The organism is Pantoea sp. WMus005 (assembly GCF_013415305.1).
Classification (GTDB): Bacteria; Pseudomonadota; Gammaproteobacteria; order Enterobacterales; family Enterobacteriaceae; genus Pantoea; species Pantoea rara.
The window spans coordinates 15172-30125 of sequence record NZ_JACBXU010000004.1; the positions used below are offsets into that span (position 1 = coordinate 15172).

Consider the following 14954-nt stretch of genomic DNA (forward strand, 5'->3'; position numbering starts at 1 on the left):
CGTTGGAGAATGTTTCAACCACCACGCTGATTATTATTCTCTGCGTCATGGTACTGGTTTCAGCTTATTTCTCAGGTTCTGAAACCGGCATGATGACGCTGAATCGCTATAAACTGCGCCACCAGGCTAAAAATGGTGATCGCGCAGCTCGACGTGTCGAAAAACTGCTGCGCCGCCCTGATCGTCTGATCAGTCTGGTCCTGATTGGTAATAACCTGGTCAACATCCTTGCTTCCGCGTTAGGCACCATTGTCGGAATGCGTCTGTATGGTGATGCCGGCGTCGCCATTGCAACCGGCGTGCTGACCTTCGTGGTACTGGTCTTTGCTGAAGTGTTGCCCAAAACCGTGGCGGCGCTTTATCCGGAAAAAGTGGCCTATCCCAGCAGCTTTTTACTCACCCCGTTGCAATACGTCATGTTACCGCTGGTCTGGCTGCTGAACACCATTACACGGTTGCTGATGCGCATGGTGGGGATTCGCTCTGACGGCTCTGTTAACTCCGCGCTGAGTAAAGAAGAGTTACGCACCATCGTCTATGAGTCGCGTAGCCTGATGTCACGCCGTAATCAGGACATGCTGCTCTCTGTGCTCGACCTGGAAAAAGTGAGCGTGGATGACATTATGGTGCCGCGTAATGAGATCGTGGGTATCAACATTAACGATGACTGGAAGTCAGTCGTTCGTCAGCTGAGCCACTCGCCACATGGCCGCATTGTGCTGTATCGGGACTCACTGGATGACTGCGTCGGCATGCTTCGCGTGCGTGAAGCCTGGCGCATGATGACAGAGAAAAAAGAGTTCACCAAAGAGATGCTGCTGCGCGCCGCCGATGAGATCTACTACATTCCCGAAGGAACGCCACTAAACACCCAGTTGGTGAAGTTTCAGCGCAACAAAGAGAAAGCGGGCGTGGTGGTGGATGAATATGGCGACATCAAAGGGCTGGTGACAATAGAGGATATTCTGGAGGAGATTGTCGGCGACTTTACAACCTCCATGTCACCGTCGCTGGCAGAAGAGGTGATGCCGCAGAATGATGGCTCTGTGCTGATTGAAGGCAGTGCCAGTGTGCGTGAAATCAATAAGGCGTTTAACTGGCATCTGCCAGAGCAGGAAGCCCGCACCATCAACGGCATGCTGCTGGAAGCACTGGAAGAGATCCCTGCCATCGCCACACGTGTTCAGATCGGTCACTACAATGTCGATATTCTGGACGTGCAGGACAACATGATTAAGCAGGTGCGGATAACGCCTGCTACGCCACTGAAAAAGTCGGTCGGATCCTGAAGCCATAAAAAAACGCCGCAATCGACATGATGCGGCGTTTTTATTAGCAAAGAAGCCCTGACTACCTGACTAGATGTGCAATTCTTTCAGCTTTTCAGCAGGCAGTTTCAGATCTTCATTGCGGTTAACGCCGATCTCATGTGCCAGCACATTGCGGGCGATCTGCTGCGCTTCATCCAGTGAGTGCAGCTTGTAGCTGCCACACTGGTATTCATTCAGCTCAGGGATCTGGTTCTGGTCTTTGACTTTCAGAACATCTTCCATCGCCCCTTTCCACGCTTTCGCAACGCGCTGCTCGTCTGGCGTACCAATCAGGCTCATATAGAAGCCGGTGCGGCAACCCATTGGCGAGATATCAACGATTTCCACACCGTCACCGTTCAGGTGGTCACGCATGAAGCCTGCAAAAAGATGCTCCAGCGTATGAATGCCACGCTCAGTGAGGATATCAATGTTCGGGCGGCAAAAACGCAGGTCAAAAACGGTAATCGTATCGCCATGCGGAGTCTTCATGGTTTTCGCAACGCGTACTGCCGGTGCGCCCATGATGGTGTGGTCAACGGTAAAACTGTCCAGTAGTGGCATACGTCACCTCCTGTTCTGAGAATTTTTTTTAAAACGATGAAACTTTTCTGTTCGCCCAACGTCTGAATATATGAAAGACGCGCATTTGTTATCATCATCCCTGACAACAGAGATGTTAATTTGGCCACATTGATGTGGCCTTTTTCTTTTCTACCCTTCCCGGCCTGCCAGATACGCTTCAAAATCCAGCTTATCATCAGCTTCCAGCTGCTGCTGTGCAGTTACAGATTCCTGCGCCTGACGCGTGAAATCCTCTTCTGTCAGCACTTCCAGTGGCTCTTCGCAGAGCAGATGGCGATACTGTTCAGCCAGCGCCACACCGGTTCCGGTGACACCATTCTCCTTCATTGCCTGAAGGATGCGCGCCGAGTAGGTTAGCTCAGGATCGTCGAACGATGCTACCAGTTGATCGCAAACCTGCTGATATTCCGTGCTGTCCTCATTGTGACTGTCTAAGACTTCAGCAACCCGACGCAGATCGGCAAACAGGGTTTTGCCCACTTCAACCAGCGAATGTTCCGCTTCTCCACAGCCCACAGCAATTTTCTGATCCGGTTTACGCCCTTCCAGCACCACACGATTCCAGTTTTTGCGGGTGCATTGCAACTCATCTGCACTCATTTCCGGCGCATCGGCCAGAGTACACCAGATCAGGAACAGGTCGAGGAAACGAACCTGATTCTCATCAACGCCGATGGCAGAGAACGGGTTAATATCCAGCGAACGCACTTCAATGTATTCGATGCCACCACGCAGCAGCGCATCAGAAGGCGCTTCACCCGAACGTGTGACACGCTTAGGCCGGATTGGGGCATAGAGCTCGTTCTCAATCTGCAGCACGTTGGTGTTGAGCTGCAGCCAGTTACCGTCAGCATCTTTAGTGCCCATCGCCGCATACTCTTCTGATGGCGTTTTGATCGCCTTCTTCAGTGCAGTGACATAGCCTTCCAGCGAATTAAACGTGATGCCCAGAGAGCTCTGCGATTTATTGGTGTAGCCTAAATCGCTCAGACGCAGCGATGTGGCGTACGGCAGCCACATCGTGTCTTTGTCATTGGTTTCGAAGGGCAGCGCGCTCTCACGGCCCTGCAGGAAGCTGGAGCTGATAGCTGGCGAGGCACCAAACAGATATGGGATCACCCAGCCGAAGCGATAATAGTTGCGGATCAGCCGCAGGTAGCCCGCTGAGATGGTCTCTTTTCCGCTTTCCTGATCTTTCACGTCAGCCCACTCCTGCCAGAATGAAAGTGGCAGCGAGAAGTTGTAGTGAATGCCGGAGATGGTCTGCATCAACGCGCCATAGCGGTTTTTCAGGCCTTCGCGATAGAGGGTCTTCATCTTACCGATATTGGATGTGCCATATTGCGCCAGCTCGATGTTGTCTGCGTCGTCAATCACACACGGCATACTGAATGGCCACATGCGTTCATCACCCAGTTCACGGGCAACGTGGCGGTGAATATCGCGCAGGAATGCCAGCATATGATCGATGCTGTGATCCACTGGCGTAATAAATTCCAGTAACGTTTCGGCAAAATCAGTGGTGATCCAGTCATGCTTAAGCGCAGAGCCCAGAGATTCCGGGTGGCCGCTTTTTGCCAGATCGCCATTTTCCTGTACACGCAGCGTTTCACGTTCGATGCCACGGCCAATCCCTTTAAGGGCATTGGGATGCGCTTCCAGCCAGGAAAGCGCTTTAGATACGTCCGGGATCACATTACCCCCCCGCTGTGATAATAATTTATTTTTGTTCAGCATAATGTTAACCGTAGCCTCGAATCTGTGCGAATCAATGCCACCATTGCAAACCCTGTAATGTGGCAGTCGCGATAACGATATAACGCAGTGTTTTGCCGATAGCGAGAAACAGCATCGCGGGCAGCCAGGCGAAACGTAACCAGCCTGCGAGAACGCAAAGCAGATCACCTATCACCGGCAGCCAGCTGAATAACAGTGCTGCAGGTCCCAGTCGGTGCAACCACGTCATTGCTGTGTCATGCCATCGCCCCTGACGTTTTAGCGGCAGCAAGCGACCAATAAGAATGTTGGTTAAACCGCCCAAGGTGTTTCCCAGTGATGCGGCTAAAAGCAACCCGTAAACTGATGTCTTTTTTGCGATTAATAGTGCTATCAGCAATGCTTCAGAGCTTCCCGGCAGGAGTGTCGCACTTAGAAAACTGCTGCCAAACATTGAGGCATAGGTAAGAACGTCACTCACAGTAAGCGGACATCCACCACAGCCATGCCTGCCGCTTTCGCAGCCTGAATACCAAAGTCTGCATCCTCAAACACTACACAACGTGCCGGAGCCACACCCATCAGCTCAGCGCAGCGTAAGAAGGTTTCAGGCTCAGGTTTATGACGCTGTACGTCGTCAGCACCGACAACTGCCGTAAAGAGCTCACGCACGCCCAACTGCGTTAATAACGCCTCTGCCATGCTATGTTCGCTTCCTGTACCTACCGCCATCGGACGACGCCCGTGGTACGCTTTCACCACGTCCATTAAAGGCAGCGGCTTAACGTTTTCCAGCAGCATCGCTTTCACAGCAGCGGTTTTTTCTGCGGCAAGAAGATGGGGATCGTGTGACGACTGATTGGATTCAATGATGAACTGCGCAAGCCGCCAGGCGGGTGCGCCATTGAAGTCGATAATACGTTCTTCATCCAGCGTTAATCCGTAACGCTGGAGAACCTGACGCCACGCTTTTCGATGTGTCGGCTCAGTATCAAGAATCGTGCCGTCCATATCGAAAATCAGGGCGTCATATTGATCGTACATTGTCACTCCGGACGTTCACCAAATGAGACATTACTTTAGCCTAATGTGGACAGGTTGTCGCCAGGGTGGATGAACAGCAAATGCTTTGAAAGCATTAGCAATTTTTGTTTTCAGATAAAGGTGATCGTGCGCGGCCAGTCATAACCGTACGAATTTTCAGCGATTTTTTAACATTATTCTTGCAAGCAAGCAGCTGCGGACGGGCGTGGGCAGTAAAATGGAGAGCGCTGACGCGGAAAAAAGGTGTTACGTGTCGCTTAAGTCAGGATGATGAATCAGTGAGGCAGATTACGCAGAAAAACAGTGCGGGTAAAGCCAGAGGGTAACTGCAGGGGAGAGGTCTGAATAGTGATTCAATTCGCGCCAGGCTCTGCGGAGATGATAAGCGTGATATCTGCCTGTGAGCGCTAAACGATTTTTACGTCATAACAAAGTGGGGGTTTTTGAAACTGAAGATAATGGTGCATCCAGGAGGATTCGAACCTCCGACCGCTCGGTTCGTAGCCGAGTACTCTATCCAGCTGAGCTATGGATGCATTGGGGTCTGTCTTTTGAGGTACAGCTTTTTATGGACTTACAGAAACCAACCTGAGGATGTTACAAAGAATGGTGCATCCAGGAGGATTCGAACCTCCGACCGCTCGGTTCGTAGCCGAGTACTCTATCCAGCTGAGCTATGGATGCATATATCTAATTCTTGTACAGCGCAGGGTGCTAACTACTCACCATGAAAGGAATTGCTAATTCGCTTTGTTTTTTTCGATGGTGCATCCAGGAGGATTCGAACCTCCGACCGCTCGGTTCGTAGCCGAGTACTCTATCCAGCTGAGCTATGGATGCATCGAAAATGGCGGTGAGGGAGGGATTCGAACCCTCGATACAGCTTTTGACCGTATACTCCCTTAGCAGGGGAGCGCCTTCAGCCTCTCGGCCACCTCACCATACGCTTTCTTTCGAACTGTGCGTCTGAACGTTGTTTCTGCTCATCGGCACTGCGTGGCGCACATATTACTTTCCCGGACTTTTAAGTCAAACAATTTTTCTGAAACTTTGTTTGATTGAGCAAATCACACACAATTGGGACAAAATGGCGACAAAAAGAGTGATTTATCAACAACGAAAGATGATGAGGTTAACAAAACAGTAGGGAAGCGGGAGAAAAGAAAAGAGACGATTTTTAGATAAAGCGGTAGCGCCTCGCACAGGTGCGAGACGCTGAATCCGTTAAACGCTGGTTTGTTGCGTTTTTTCAGCCTGGATGCGTTGATAGATCTCTTCGCGATGCACAGACACTTCTTTCGGCGCGTTAACCCCAATACGAACCTGGTTACCCTTAACACCCAGCACCGTTACAGTTACCTCATCACCGATCATGAGGGTTTCACCAACTCGACGAGTTAGAATAAGCATTCTTTGCTCCTTGAAAGATTAAAAGAGTCGGGCTAGTACAGGCTCCCGGCATTATCCATCATTTAACGCTGCACATTGACTATGAGAAATACACCAATGCACATCGATGCGCCAATACATTCTGCTGATAGTTAGTTTAGCCGAAATACACTACATCAACCTGACTTTGTCATTTGCTGCTTTAGCACCGTATTAAAAAGCGTCGGAACTGGAGTTCTGACGCTTTTTACAATGCCTTGTTCTATATGTTACAGGCGGCTGTTAACCCAGCTCTCAACCCCTGCCAGAGCCCCTTTCAGCGCTTCAGCATCAGTACCACCAGCTTGTGCCATGTCAGGACGCCCACCGCCCTTCCCGCCAACCTGCTGTGCCAGACCGGCAATCAACTCACCCGCTTTAACGCGGTCAGTCAGATCTTTGGTCACACCCGCAATCAGCGACACCTTACCTTCAGCAACCGTCGCCAGCACAATAATCGCCGACCCCAGTTGATTCTTAAGATCATCAACCATGGTACGCAACATTTTAGGTTCAACATTGTTGAGCTCACTGACCAGCAGTTTCACTCCCTTAACGTCGATGGCATTGCTGCTCAGTGAAGCGCTCTCCTGCGCGGCTTGCTGATCGCGCAGTTGCTGCAACTCTTTCTCCAGCGCCCGCACATGATCAACCAGACCACGCACTTTCTCGTTCAGGTTGCTGCTGTTCGCTTTTACCAGCTGCGCCAGATCCTGTAGCTGGCTGCTCTGCGCATTGACCTGCGCCAGCGCGCCTTCACCCGTAATCGCTTCGATACGACGAATACCCGCTGCAGTCCCTGACTCAGCCTGAATACGGAACAGGCCGATATCACCGGTGCGCGTAGCATGGGTACCACCGCACAGCTCAACCGAGAAATCACCCATAGTCAGAACGCGCACGCGCTGATCATATTTCTCGCCAAACAGTGCCATTGCACCTTTAGACTTTGCCGCATCCAGATCCATCACTTCGGTTTCTACCGGCAGGTTGCGACGAATCTGCGCATTGACGATATCTTCGACCTGACGAATCTCCTGAGGTTTCATCGCCTCAAAATGCGAGAAGTCGAAACGTAGGTATTTATCGTTAACCAGCGAGCCTTTCTGCGCAACATGCTCACCTAAAACCTGACGCAATGCGGCATGTAACAAGTGGGTTGCAGAGTGGTTAAGACGAATGCGCGCACGACGTGCCGCATCAACCTGCGCCTCAAGACGATCACCGATACGCAATTGCCCTGCGGTCAGCTTACCGACATGACCGATTGCCTGACCATATTTTTGTGTATCCTGGACGCTAAATTCAGCATTCTTCCCTTTCAGCAGGCCGGTATCGCCTACCTGACCACCTGATTCACCATAGAATGGCGTTTCATCCAGCACGACCACAGCATCCTGACCCGCAGACACTTCATCAACCGCTTCGCCCGCAACATAAAGCGCTTTAACTGTGGCGGCTAAATCGAGCTGGTCGTAGCCTTTGAAGGAGGAGGCGGCATCGATGCGAATAACGTTGCTGTAGTCAGCGCCGAAGCCACTTGCTTCACGTGCGCGCTGACGCTGTTGCTCCATCGCCTGCTCAAAGCCCGCTTCGTCGATTTTCAGATTACGTTCGCGGCAGACATCAGCCGTTAAATCAGCCGGGAAGCCAAAGGTATCGTAAAGCCGGAAGACGATTTCGCCATCCAGCGTGTCACCCTGCAGTTTTTCCAGCTCTTCGTCCAGCAGGGCCAGTCCGCGCTCCAGCGTTCTGGCAAACTGGTCTTCTTCGCTTTTCAGCACCAGTTCAACCTGAGCCTGCTGACGCTGTAACTCTTCGCCTGCAGCACCCATGACCTCAACCAGTGGCGCAACCAGCTTATAGAAAAAGGCTTCCTTGGCGCCCAGCATGTTGCCATGACGCACGGCACGACGAATGATACGACGCAGCACATAGCCACGGTTCTCATTCGACGGAATCACGCCATCGGCAATCAGGAAAGCACAGGAGCGGATGTGGTCGGCAATAACGCGCAGCGATTTATTACTGAGGTCAGTCGCACCGGTAACCTGTGCAACAGCCTGAATCAGTTTCTGGAACAGGTCGATTTCATAGTTGGAGTTGACGTGCTGCAGAACGGCAGAAATACGCTCAAGGCCCATTCCGGTATCAACCGACGGTTTTGGCAGCGGCAGCATAGTGCCATCAGCCTGGCGGTTGAACTGCATAAAGACAATGTTCCAGATCTCAATGTAACGGTCCCCATCTTCCTCCGGGCTTCCCGGCGGGCCACCCCAGATGTGATCGCCGTGATCGTAGAAGATTTCGCTGCATGGACCACAAGGACCGGTATCGCCCATCTGCCAGAAGTTATCTGACGCATACGCGCTGCCCTTGTTGTCGCCGATACGAATAATGCGCTCGCGTGGCACACCGATTTCATTCGCCCAGATATCAAAGGCTTCATCATCGGTTTCATAAATCGTCACCCACAGACGCTCTTTTGGCAGGCTGAACCACTGCTCGCTCGTCAGCAGTTCCCAGGCAAAACCAATCGCCTCTCTCTTGAAGTAGTCACCAAAGCTGAAGTTACCCAGCATTTCAAAGAAGGTGTGGTGACGTGCGGTGTAACCGACGTTTTCAAGATCGTTGTGTTTACCGCCTGCGCGTACGCAGCGCTGTGACGTGGTCGCACGTGTGTAATCACGTTTGTCCTGACCGAGGAACACATCTTTAAACTGGTTCATCCCGGCGTTAGTAAACAACAAGGTTGGATCGTTATTCGGTACGAGGGAGCTGCTGGTTACAACCTCATGTCCCTTGCTATGAAAAAAGTCGAGAAACGCTTGACGGATCTCAGCAGTGCTCTTGCTCATATATGTCCTGGAATCACGCTAACGAACGTTCCCTCTGATCGGCGCGGCCACATTCTCGTGGTGCCTGATTAGCGGAACAAAAAGTGGGAATAAGATAAATTTTCTTCAGTGGGAAGTAAAATTACATCGGCTTTTAGTCATCAAAATTTCTGAAAACAGACTGGATATCGTCGGTCTGAAAGCCCTTTGACTGCAGATAGCGTAAGACTTTCGCCTTCTCTTTCCACTCTGTAGGCAGCGGGTGTCCGAATTTTCGTTCAGCCAGCTGAGCCGCGCAGGCTGCCCAGTCGACTTCCGTCTCTTCCATTGCAATATCAATGGCTTCACGGTCGATGCCTTTCTGGGCCAGTTCAAGACGCACGCGCTGCGATCCAAAGCCTTTACGGCTTCGACTCTGAATAAACCGTTCGGTGAAGCGTTCGTCGTTTAACCAGCCGCTGTCCTGGCACCAGTCCAGTACCTGCTCCAGCAGCGCTTCGGTAATAATTTCGGGCTCTTTTTTTTGCGCCCATGCAGCACGCTGAGCTGACTGTTGCAGCTTACGGGCTAATTCTGCACGGCTGTGATCGCGCTGACCCAGGATACGCATCGCACGGTCAAGCAGACGAGAGTAAGAGACGGCATTAGGTTGGGGCTGAGAGGGTTCAGTCATACTGCGCACCTTGTACAAACAGAATGAGATTATGGCGACAGAACAGAGCAGAGGGAAGGCAAGAAAGGCAATAGAGGGGCTAAAAAACTACGGGAGAGGCTTTCGCCCCTCCCGCATCAGAGATTAGAAGTCTTCGTTCGCTTCACTTGCTGCGTCTTCTTTCTCGGCAGCCTTGTCGGCTGCTGCGAGTTTGTCATCCGCGCCGTTGAGCAACATCTCACGCAACTTCAGATCAATTTCGTTTGCCACAGCCGCATTCTCTTTCAGGAAGTTGCCAGCATTCGATTTACCCTGACCAATCTTGTCGCCATTGTAGCTGTACCAGGCACCCGCTTTTTCAATCAGCTTGTGCTTCACGCCCAGGTCGACCAGCTCGCCAAAGGTATTAATACCTTCGCCGTACATGATCTGGAACTCAGCCTGTTTGAATGGCGCAGCGATTTTGTTTTTCACCACTTTAACGCGTGTCTCACTGCCGACCACGTTATCGCCCTCTTTAATTGCACCGATACGGCGAATATCAAGACGGACAGAGGCATAGAACTTCAGCGCGTTACCACCCGTGGTGGTTTCCGGGTTACCAAACATGACACCAATTTTCATACGGATCTGGTTGATGAAAATCAGCAGAGTATTGGACTGCTTCAGGTTACCGGCCAGTTTACGCATCGCCTGGCTCATCATACGTGCCGCGAGGCCCATGTGTGAGTCACCGATTTCACCTTCGATTTCCGCTTTAGGCGTCAGAGCGGCAACGGAGTCGACGATGATGACATCAACGGCACCAGAGCGCGCCAGCGCATCACAGATTTCCAGCGCCTGCTCACCAGTATCGGGCTGTGAGCAGAGCAGGTTATCAATGTCTACGCCCAGTTTTTTGGCGTAAACCGGATCCAGCGCATGCTCGGCATCAATAAAGGCACAGGTTTTGCCTTTACGCTGTGCTGAGGCGATAACCTGCAGAGTCAGCGTGGTTTTACCGGAAGACTCGGGTCCGTAGATCTCAACGATACGGCCCATTGGCAGACCGCCTGCACCTAATGCGATATCCAGCGACAGCGAGCCGGTAGAGATCGTTTCCACATCCATTGAGCGGTCTTCACCCAAGCGCATGATGGAGCCTTTACCAAATTGTTTCTCAATCTGGCCAAGCGCGGCAGCTAAAGCCTTCTGTTTGTTTTCATCAATCGCCATTTCAACTCCTAATCAAGCCGGGTAAACACGCACTCAGGGTGCCTGTACTCTTTCTGTTGCCGACAATTATACTGTATAGTCATACAGTATCAAGTTTAATTTGTCAGAAATTCGCCATACAGTTTCTGTAAGGCCCATGCCACCGACTGGCGGCGAACGGCATCGCGATTGCCATTAAAAATCTGTTTAAAAGTCAATATTTTATCCTGCGGCCCGGCAAAGCCAAACCACACCGTGCCGACCGGTTTTTCTTCACTGCCGCCATCCGGACCGGCAATGCCGCTGACAGAAATAGAATAGTCAGCATGAGCCGCCTGGCGGGCTCCCAGCGCCATCTCACGCACTACCGCATCACTTACCGCGCCATACTGCGCCAGCGAGTCAGCCTGAACATTCACCAGCTGCTGTTTGGCCTCATTACTGTAGGTCACGAAACCGCGTTCGAACCAGGCGGAACTGCCGCTGATATCGGTAAAGACTTTGGCAATCCACCCCCCCGTGCAGGATTCCGCACAGGTTACGGTGGCATTGCGCTGCTTCAGTTGCTCACCTATCTGCGCACTGAGTGCCTGTAATTGCTGATCATCCATTGCAGCTCTCCCTTAAGCTATGAGTTGAAGGTGGTGCAGAAAGACCACTTTTTCAAGGTCACTCGATCCTGTTGCACTGTTTTTGCGACCGGCTTTCCATCACGCTTACTCTTTTTTCACTGCAACCATGAAAAGACGCGGGAAAGCGAGCAGAACCTGACCATTGGCCTGAGCCGGATAGGCGGTGAGCAGACGCTGGTGATAATCAGACAGAAAATCTCTCTGTTCAGATGCATCCAGCGTCGCCAGGAAAGGCCGTAATCCGGTCGCCTGCAGCCAGCTGATAATCGCCTGCGCATCGGCCATCACGTGATAATAGGTGGTACGCCAGATATCCACTTCACAGCCTGCCTGCGTCAGCAAATTGTAATATTCACCAGTGGAAAGCAGCTGTGTACGCTCAGCGGCATCGGCTTTAATCCGTGAACGCCAGCGCTCCGTGGCTGCCACCTCGCGCATCAGTTGATGTGAGGGCTCATTGAGGTTATCAGGCATCTGGATCGCCAGCACGCCACCGGATGCCAGTTGCCTGACCAGGTGGGGAAACAGCGTGACATGATTATCCAGCCATTGCAGAGACGCGTTGGCATAAACCACCTGCTGCGGCGCATCCGCCTGCCAGCTGCTGATGTCCGCCTGGACAAAACGACAGTGCGGCAGGCGTTCACCCGCCTGAGATAACATCGCCGCTGAACTGTCGAGCCCGGTGATCTGCGCCAGCGGCCAGGCATCGGCGAGCAGCTCGGTACTGTTGCCAGGCCCGCATCCCAGATCGGTTACCTGCTCAACCTGTTCCAGACTGATACGCGCCAGCAGTTCGCGGGCTGGACGGGTTCGTTCCGCTTCAAATTTACGATACAGCACAGGATCCCACTCTTTCATCATCACCTCTCGCTCGTTTATCAGATGCATCCGCTTACTGAGACGGATAAAAGATGAAAAAGTGCGACCCGTTGCTCATTTTTGAATCATGCGCTGGCAGAGGCTGGCTGGAATAATTAAGTTGAAACGCTGTTTCACTTTTTAACATCCGATACAGGAGTCAGCTATGAGTGAAAAATCGGCTTTTGCCGGTGTCTGGTGCCCTACTGTCACGCCGTTTAATACGCAGGGTGCCGTCGATATTGATGCGCTCGGACGACATTTCTCCCGCCTCAATGACGCCGGTATCGATACCCTGCTCGTGATGGGCAGCATTGGCGAATTTGCCTCACTGACGCAGCAGGAGCGTTTACAGCTGATTCAGGAAGCCCGATCCTTATCACCGCTGAAAATGGTAGCTAACGTCTCGGCCACCTGTATCCCTGACATGCTGAAGCTGGCTGAAGCCGCCTGGAAAAATGACTTTGATGCGGTGATGGTGCTGCCGCCCTACTATTACGGCCAGACGCAAAAGCAGCTGATGCACTACTTCGAAGCACTTGATGCGCAGCTGGGGGGGAAATGGTTTGCCTACAATTTTCCTGCACGCACCGGTTGCGATCTGACACCAGCGCTAATTGCCGCGCTGGCGGCAAAGCTCCCCAACTTTATCGGCATCAAAGATACGGTGGATTGCCTGTCGCATAATCGGGCGATGATCGAAGAAACCCGCAAGGTACGCAGTGATTTTGCCGTGCTGTCGGGGTATGACGAATATCTGCTTCCCAATCTGCTGGCGGGCGGTGCCGGGGTGATTTCAGGCCTGAATAATATTGTGCCGGAGTACTTTGCAGAAATGATGGCGGCCTGGCGGACGGGCAATCTGCCTGAGCTGGCGCGTCTGCAACAGCAGATTGGCAGGCTGATGGCGATTTACACTGTTGGCGATGATTTTGTGACAACGATTAAAACGGCCGTGGCACGACGCTATAACTCGATGAGCAGCACCTCAAGAAACTACGGTGGCACGCTGAATGCGGAGCAGTGTGCCGCGATCGATCGACTGTTCAGCTAATAGAATAACGGGCGCGTCCCTGCGCCCCGGATCTCAGTTCTTTTTCACGAACTCAGATTTTAATTTCATCTGACCAAAGCCCTCGATTTTACAATCGATGTTGTGGTCCCCTTCCACCAGGCGAATACCTTTCACTTTGGTGCCGATCTTCAGCGATGAAGAGCTGCCCTTCACCTTGAGATCTTTGATCACCGTGACGCTGTCGCCATCTGCCAGCAAATTGCCGTTGGCATCACGCACTTCCAGCGATCCGTTGCTGCTGTCAGCCTCTCCTTCGGTCCAGATATGACCGCAGGAGGGACAGTTGAGGTTCTCGCCATCTTGCCAGGTGTAATCGGCGTGACAAGCTGGGCAGGAAGGTAAAGACATAACGACTCCAGAGGTATCAGTGGCTGTGTGGCCTGAAAAAGGGCGTCATCATATAACCTTACAGTTAACAAGGATAGTCTTTATAACAGGCCGCCCTGCCGTGCTTTGCTTACGGCCTCACCCAGTTGCCATACCGCCATCGCATAATGGGTACTATGGTTGTAGCGGGTGATGACATAAAAATTCGGCAGGCCGTACCAGTACTGGTAGCTGGTGCCTAAGTCGAGGCGCAGCAGACTGACCTGATTGTTACCGTCCAGCGAGCCCTGTGGCGACAGGCCTGACGCCGCCAGCATGCTCACGCTGTAACTGGTTTTGAAACCATCTTCCAGCATCGGTGCCTGACCGCTGGCCGGAACCGCCACATTTTCACCGCTGCGCCAGCCGTGCTTCTGGAAGTAGTGCGCCACGCTGCCGATAGCATCCACCGGATCCCACAGGTTTGCATGCCCGTCGCCGTTGAAATCAACTGCATAATCGTTGTAAGAAGAAGGCATAAACTGACCATAACCCATCGCCCCGGCGAAAGACCCTTTCAGCGCCAGCGGGTCATCCTGCTCTTTACGCGACATCAGAAGGAAGGTTTCCAGCTCGCTGCTGAAGTATTCGGCGCGGCGCGGATAGTTAAACGATAAGGTCGCAAGCGCATCCAGAATCCGCGTTTTCCCCATCACGCGACCCCAACGGGTTTCCACGCCAATGATGCCGACAATAATTTCCGGCGGCACGCCATAGACCTGCTGCGCGCGTTGCAGCGCATCCTGATACTGGTTCCAGAATGCCACACCGTTTTGCACGTTATCCGGCGTAATGAACTTGTTGCGATAGCGGATCCAGGCCCCATTAGGGCCCGGCGATGGCGTATAGCTTGGTGCCTGTCGATCCATTAACCGCAGTACATAGTCCAGTCTTTTTGCCTGACCGATGATGTTGTGTAACTGCTCACGATCAAAGTCATGCTTCTCCACCATCTTATCGATAAATTGCTCTGCTGCCGGATTACCGGCGAAGTCACCAAACATCGCCTGTCCGCTATGCGACGGCTGCAGTAAAAAACCGCCCTGTGGCGCAGCCAGCATCTTCTGCTGGGTCGGAACTTCAGGTTTGCTGCTGCAGGAGGCCAGAAGCGGAATGAACGCAAGGAGGGCTAACTTGAGACGCATCGGTTATCCATAAACGAGGAGGGTAAATTCAGATGCGGTAATAGTAGTCGTTCAGCGCGGTGACATACAGTCCGGAATCTTAAAAAAACGTCAACGCAGCGGTAGGTTA

The 14954-nt window shown here is 52.3% G+C and carries 14 protein-coding genes and 4 tRNA genes; 2 read left to right on the forward strand and 16 right to left on the reverse strand.

Annotated elements, in window-relative coordinates; all coding sequences use genetic code 11:
* Positions 1-2 precede the first annotated feature (2 nt).
* Positions 3-1289 (forward strand): HlyC/CorC family transporter, encoded by a 1287-nt coding sequence (locus HZZ01_RS14930; RefSeq protein WP_179898403.1) that lies wholly within the window; start codon positions 3-5, stop codon positions 1287-1289.
* Between the two features lie 69 nt (positions 1290-1358).
* Here the strand turns inward: HZZ01_RS14930 and luxS are convergent, their stop codons facing one another.
* From luxS to tam, 14 genes are all read right to left on the reverse strand, one after another.
* The gene (gene luxS, locus HZZ01_RS14935) at positions 1359-1874 is read right to left on the reverse strand and encodes an S-ribosylhomocysteine lyase (RefSeq protein ID WP_009086888.1); all 516 of its coding nucleotides are present in this window, start codon (positions 1872-1874) and stop codon (positions 1359-1361) included.
* A 150-nt stretch (positions 1875-2024) separates the two neighbouring features.
* The gene (gshA, locus tag HZZ01_RS14940; protein ID WP_179898404.1) at positions 2025-3632 is read right to left on the reverse strand and encodes a glutamate--cysteine ligase; all 1608 of its coding nucleotides are present in this window, start codon (positions 3630-3632) and stop codon (positions 2025-2027) included.
* Between the two features lie 31 nt (positions 3633-3663).
* On the reverse strand, positions 3664-4092 hold the full coding sequence (locus HZZ01_RS14945) for a YqaA family protein (protein ID WP_179898405.1): 429 nt from the start codon (positions 4090-4092) through the stop codon (positions 3664-3666).
* Complete coding sequence (yqaB, locus tag HZZ01_RS14950) at positions 4089-4655, reverse strand: fructose-1-phosphate/6-phosphogluconate phosphatase (protein WP_179898406.1); 567 nt, start codon at positions 4653-4655, stop codon at positions 4089-4091. The genes HZZ01_RS14945 and yqaB overlap by 4 nt, the downstream gene beginning before the upstream one ends.
* Before the next feature lie 459 nt (positions 4656-5114).
* A tRNA-Arg gene (locus HZZ01_RS14955) sits at positions 5115-5191 on the reverse strand.
* Positions 5192-5262: 71 nt separating this feature from the next.
* Positions 5263-5339 (reverse strand) — tRNA-Arg (locus HZZ01_RS14960).
* A gap of 79 nt (positions 5340-5418) precedes the next feature.
* A tRNA-Arg gene (locus HZZ01_RS14965) sits at positions 5419-5495 on the reverse strand.
* Positions 5496-5503: 8 nt separating this feature from the next.
* A tRNA-Ser gene (locus tag HZZ01_RS14970) sits at positions 5504-5596 on the reverse strand.
* Between the two features lie 283 nt (positions 5597-5879).
* A complete protein-coding gene (gene csrA, locus HZZ01_RS14975; RefSeq protein WP_008927091.1) occupies positions 5880-6065 on the reverse strand; it encodes a carbon storage regulator CsrA in 186 nt (61 codons plus the stop codon).
* Between the two features lie 248 nt (positions 6066-6313).
* Positions 6314-8941: an alanine--tRNA ligase gene (gene alaS / locus HZZ01_RS14980; protein WP_179898407.1), complete on the reverse strand. Its 2628-nt coding sequence runs from the start codon at positions 8939-8941 to the stop codon at positions 6314-6316.
* A 133-nt stretch (positions 8942-9074) separates the two neighbouring features.
* Entirely contained in the window at positions 9075-9593 is a 519-nt protein-coding gene (locus HZZ01_RS14985) for a regulatory protein RecX (RefSeq protein ID WP_179898408.1), read from the reverse strand.
* A 123-nt stretch (positions 9594-9716) separates the two neighbouring features.
* On the reverse strand, positions 9717-10787 hold the full coding sequence (gene recA, locus HZZ01_RS14990) for a recombinase RecA (RefSeq protein ID WP_179898409.1): 1071 nt from the start codon (positions 10785-10787) through the stop codon (positions 9717-9719).
* Positions 10788-10882: 95 nt separating this feature from the next.
* Positions 10883-11377: a nicotinamide-nucleotide amidase gene (pncC, locus tag HZZ01_RS14995; RefSeq protein ID WP_179898410.1), complete on the reverse strand. Its 495-nt coding sequence runs from the start codon at positions 11375-11377 to the stop codon at positions 10883-10885.
* Positions 11378-11482: 105 nt separating this feature from the next.
* Positions 11483-12259 (reverse strand): trans-aconitate 2-methyltransferase, encoded by a 777-nt coding sequence (gene tam, locus HZZ01_RS15000; protein ID WP_179898689.1) that lies wholly within the window; start codon positions 12257-12259, stop codon positions 11483-11485.
* A gap of 166 nt (positions 12260-12425) precedes the next feature.
* On the opposite strand from tam, the gene HZZ01_RS15005 reads away from it, so the two are divergent.
* Positions 12426-13313 carry a dihydrodipicolinate synthase family protein gene (locus HZZ01_RS15005; RefSeq protein WP_179898411.1) on the forward strand — a complete coding sequence of 296 codons (888 nt, stop codon included), beginning with the start codon at positions 12426-12428 and terminating at the stop codon, positions 13311-13313.
* A 33-nt stretch (positions 13314-13346) separates the two neighbouring features.
* Here the strand turns inward: HZZ01_RS15005 and HZZ01_RS15010 are convergent, their stop codons facing one another.
* Together HZZ01_RS15010 and mltB are read right to left on the reverse strand one after the other, a co-directional pair.
* The gene (locus tag HZZ01_RS15010) at positions 13347-13682 is read right to left on the reverse strand and encodes a zinc ribbon domain-containing protein YjdM (protein ID WP_179898412.1); all 336 of its coding nucleotides are present in this window, start codon (positions 13680-13682) and stop codon (positions 13347-13349) included.
* Between the two features lie 80 nt (positions 13683-13762).
* Positions 13763-14845 (reverse strand): lytic murein transglycosylase B, encoded by a 1083-nt coding sequence (gene mltB, locus HZZ01_RS15015; RefSeq protein WP_179898413.1) that lies wholly within the window; start codon positions 14843-14845, stop codon positions 13763-13765.
* Positions 14846-14954: the final 109 nt, after the last annotated feature.

Bases quoted from the DNA above. Each gene is read 5' to 3' on its own strand.
- yqaB (WP_179898406.1), bottom strand. From the start codon at position 4,655: ATGTACGATCAATATGACGCCCTGATTTTCGATATGGACGGCACGATT.
- HZZ01_RS14985 (WP_179898408.1), bottom strand. From the start codon at position 9,593: ATGACTGAACCCTCTCAGCCCCAACCTAATGCCGTCTCTTACTCTCGT.
- luxS (WP_009086888.1), bottom strand. From the start codon at position 1,874: ATGCCACTACTGGACAGTTTTACCGTTGACCACACCATCATGGGCGCA.
- recA (WP_179898409.1), bottom strand. From the start codon at position 10,787: ATGGCGATTGATGAAAACAAACAGAAGGCTTTAGCTGCCGCGCTTGGC.
- gshA (WP_179898404.1), bottom strand. From the start codon at position 3,632: ATGCTGAACAAAAATAAATTATTATCACAGCGGGGGGGTAATGTGATC.
- mltB (WP_179898413.1), bottom strand. From the start codon at position 14,845: ATGCGTCTCAAGTTAGCCCTCCTTGCGTTCATTCCGCTTCTGGCCTCC.
- alaS (WP_179898407.1), bottom strand. From the start codon at position 8,941: ATGAGCAAGAGCACTGCTGAGATCCGTCAAGCGTTTCTCGACTTTTTT.
- pncC (WP_179898410.1), bottom strand. From the start codon at position 11,377: ATGGATGATCAGCAATTACAGGCACTCAGTGCGCAGATAGGTGAGCAA.
- HZZ01_RS15010 (WP_179898412.1), bottom strand. From the start codon at position 13,682: ATGTCTTTACCTTCCTGCCCAGCTTGTCACGCCGATTACACCTGGCAA.
- HZZ01_RS15005 (WP_179898411.1), top strand. From the start codon at position 12,426: ATGAGTGAAAAATCGGCTTTTGCCGGTGTCTGGTGCCCTACTGTCACG.
- tam (WP_179898689.1), bottom strand. From the start codon at position 12,259: ATGAAAGAGTGGGATCCTGTGCTGTATCGTAAATTTGAAGCGGAACGA.
- csrA (WP_008927091.1), bottom strand. From the start codon at position 6,065: ATGCTTATTCTAACTCGTCGAGTTGGTGAAACCCTCATGATCGGTGAT.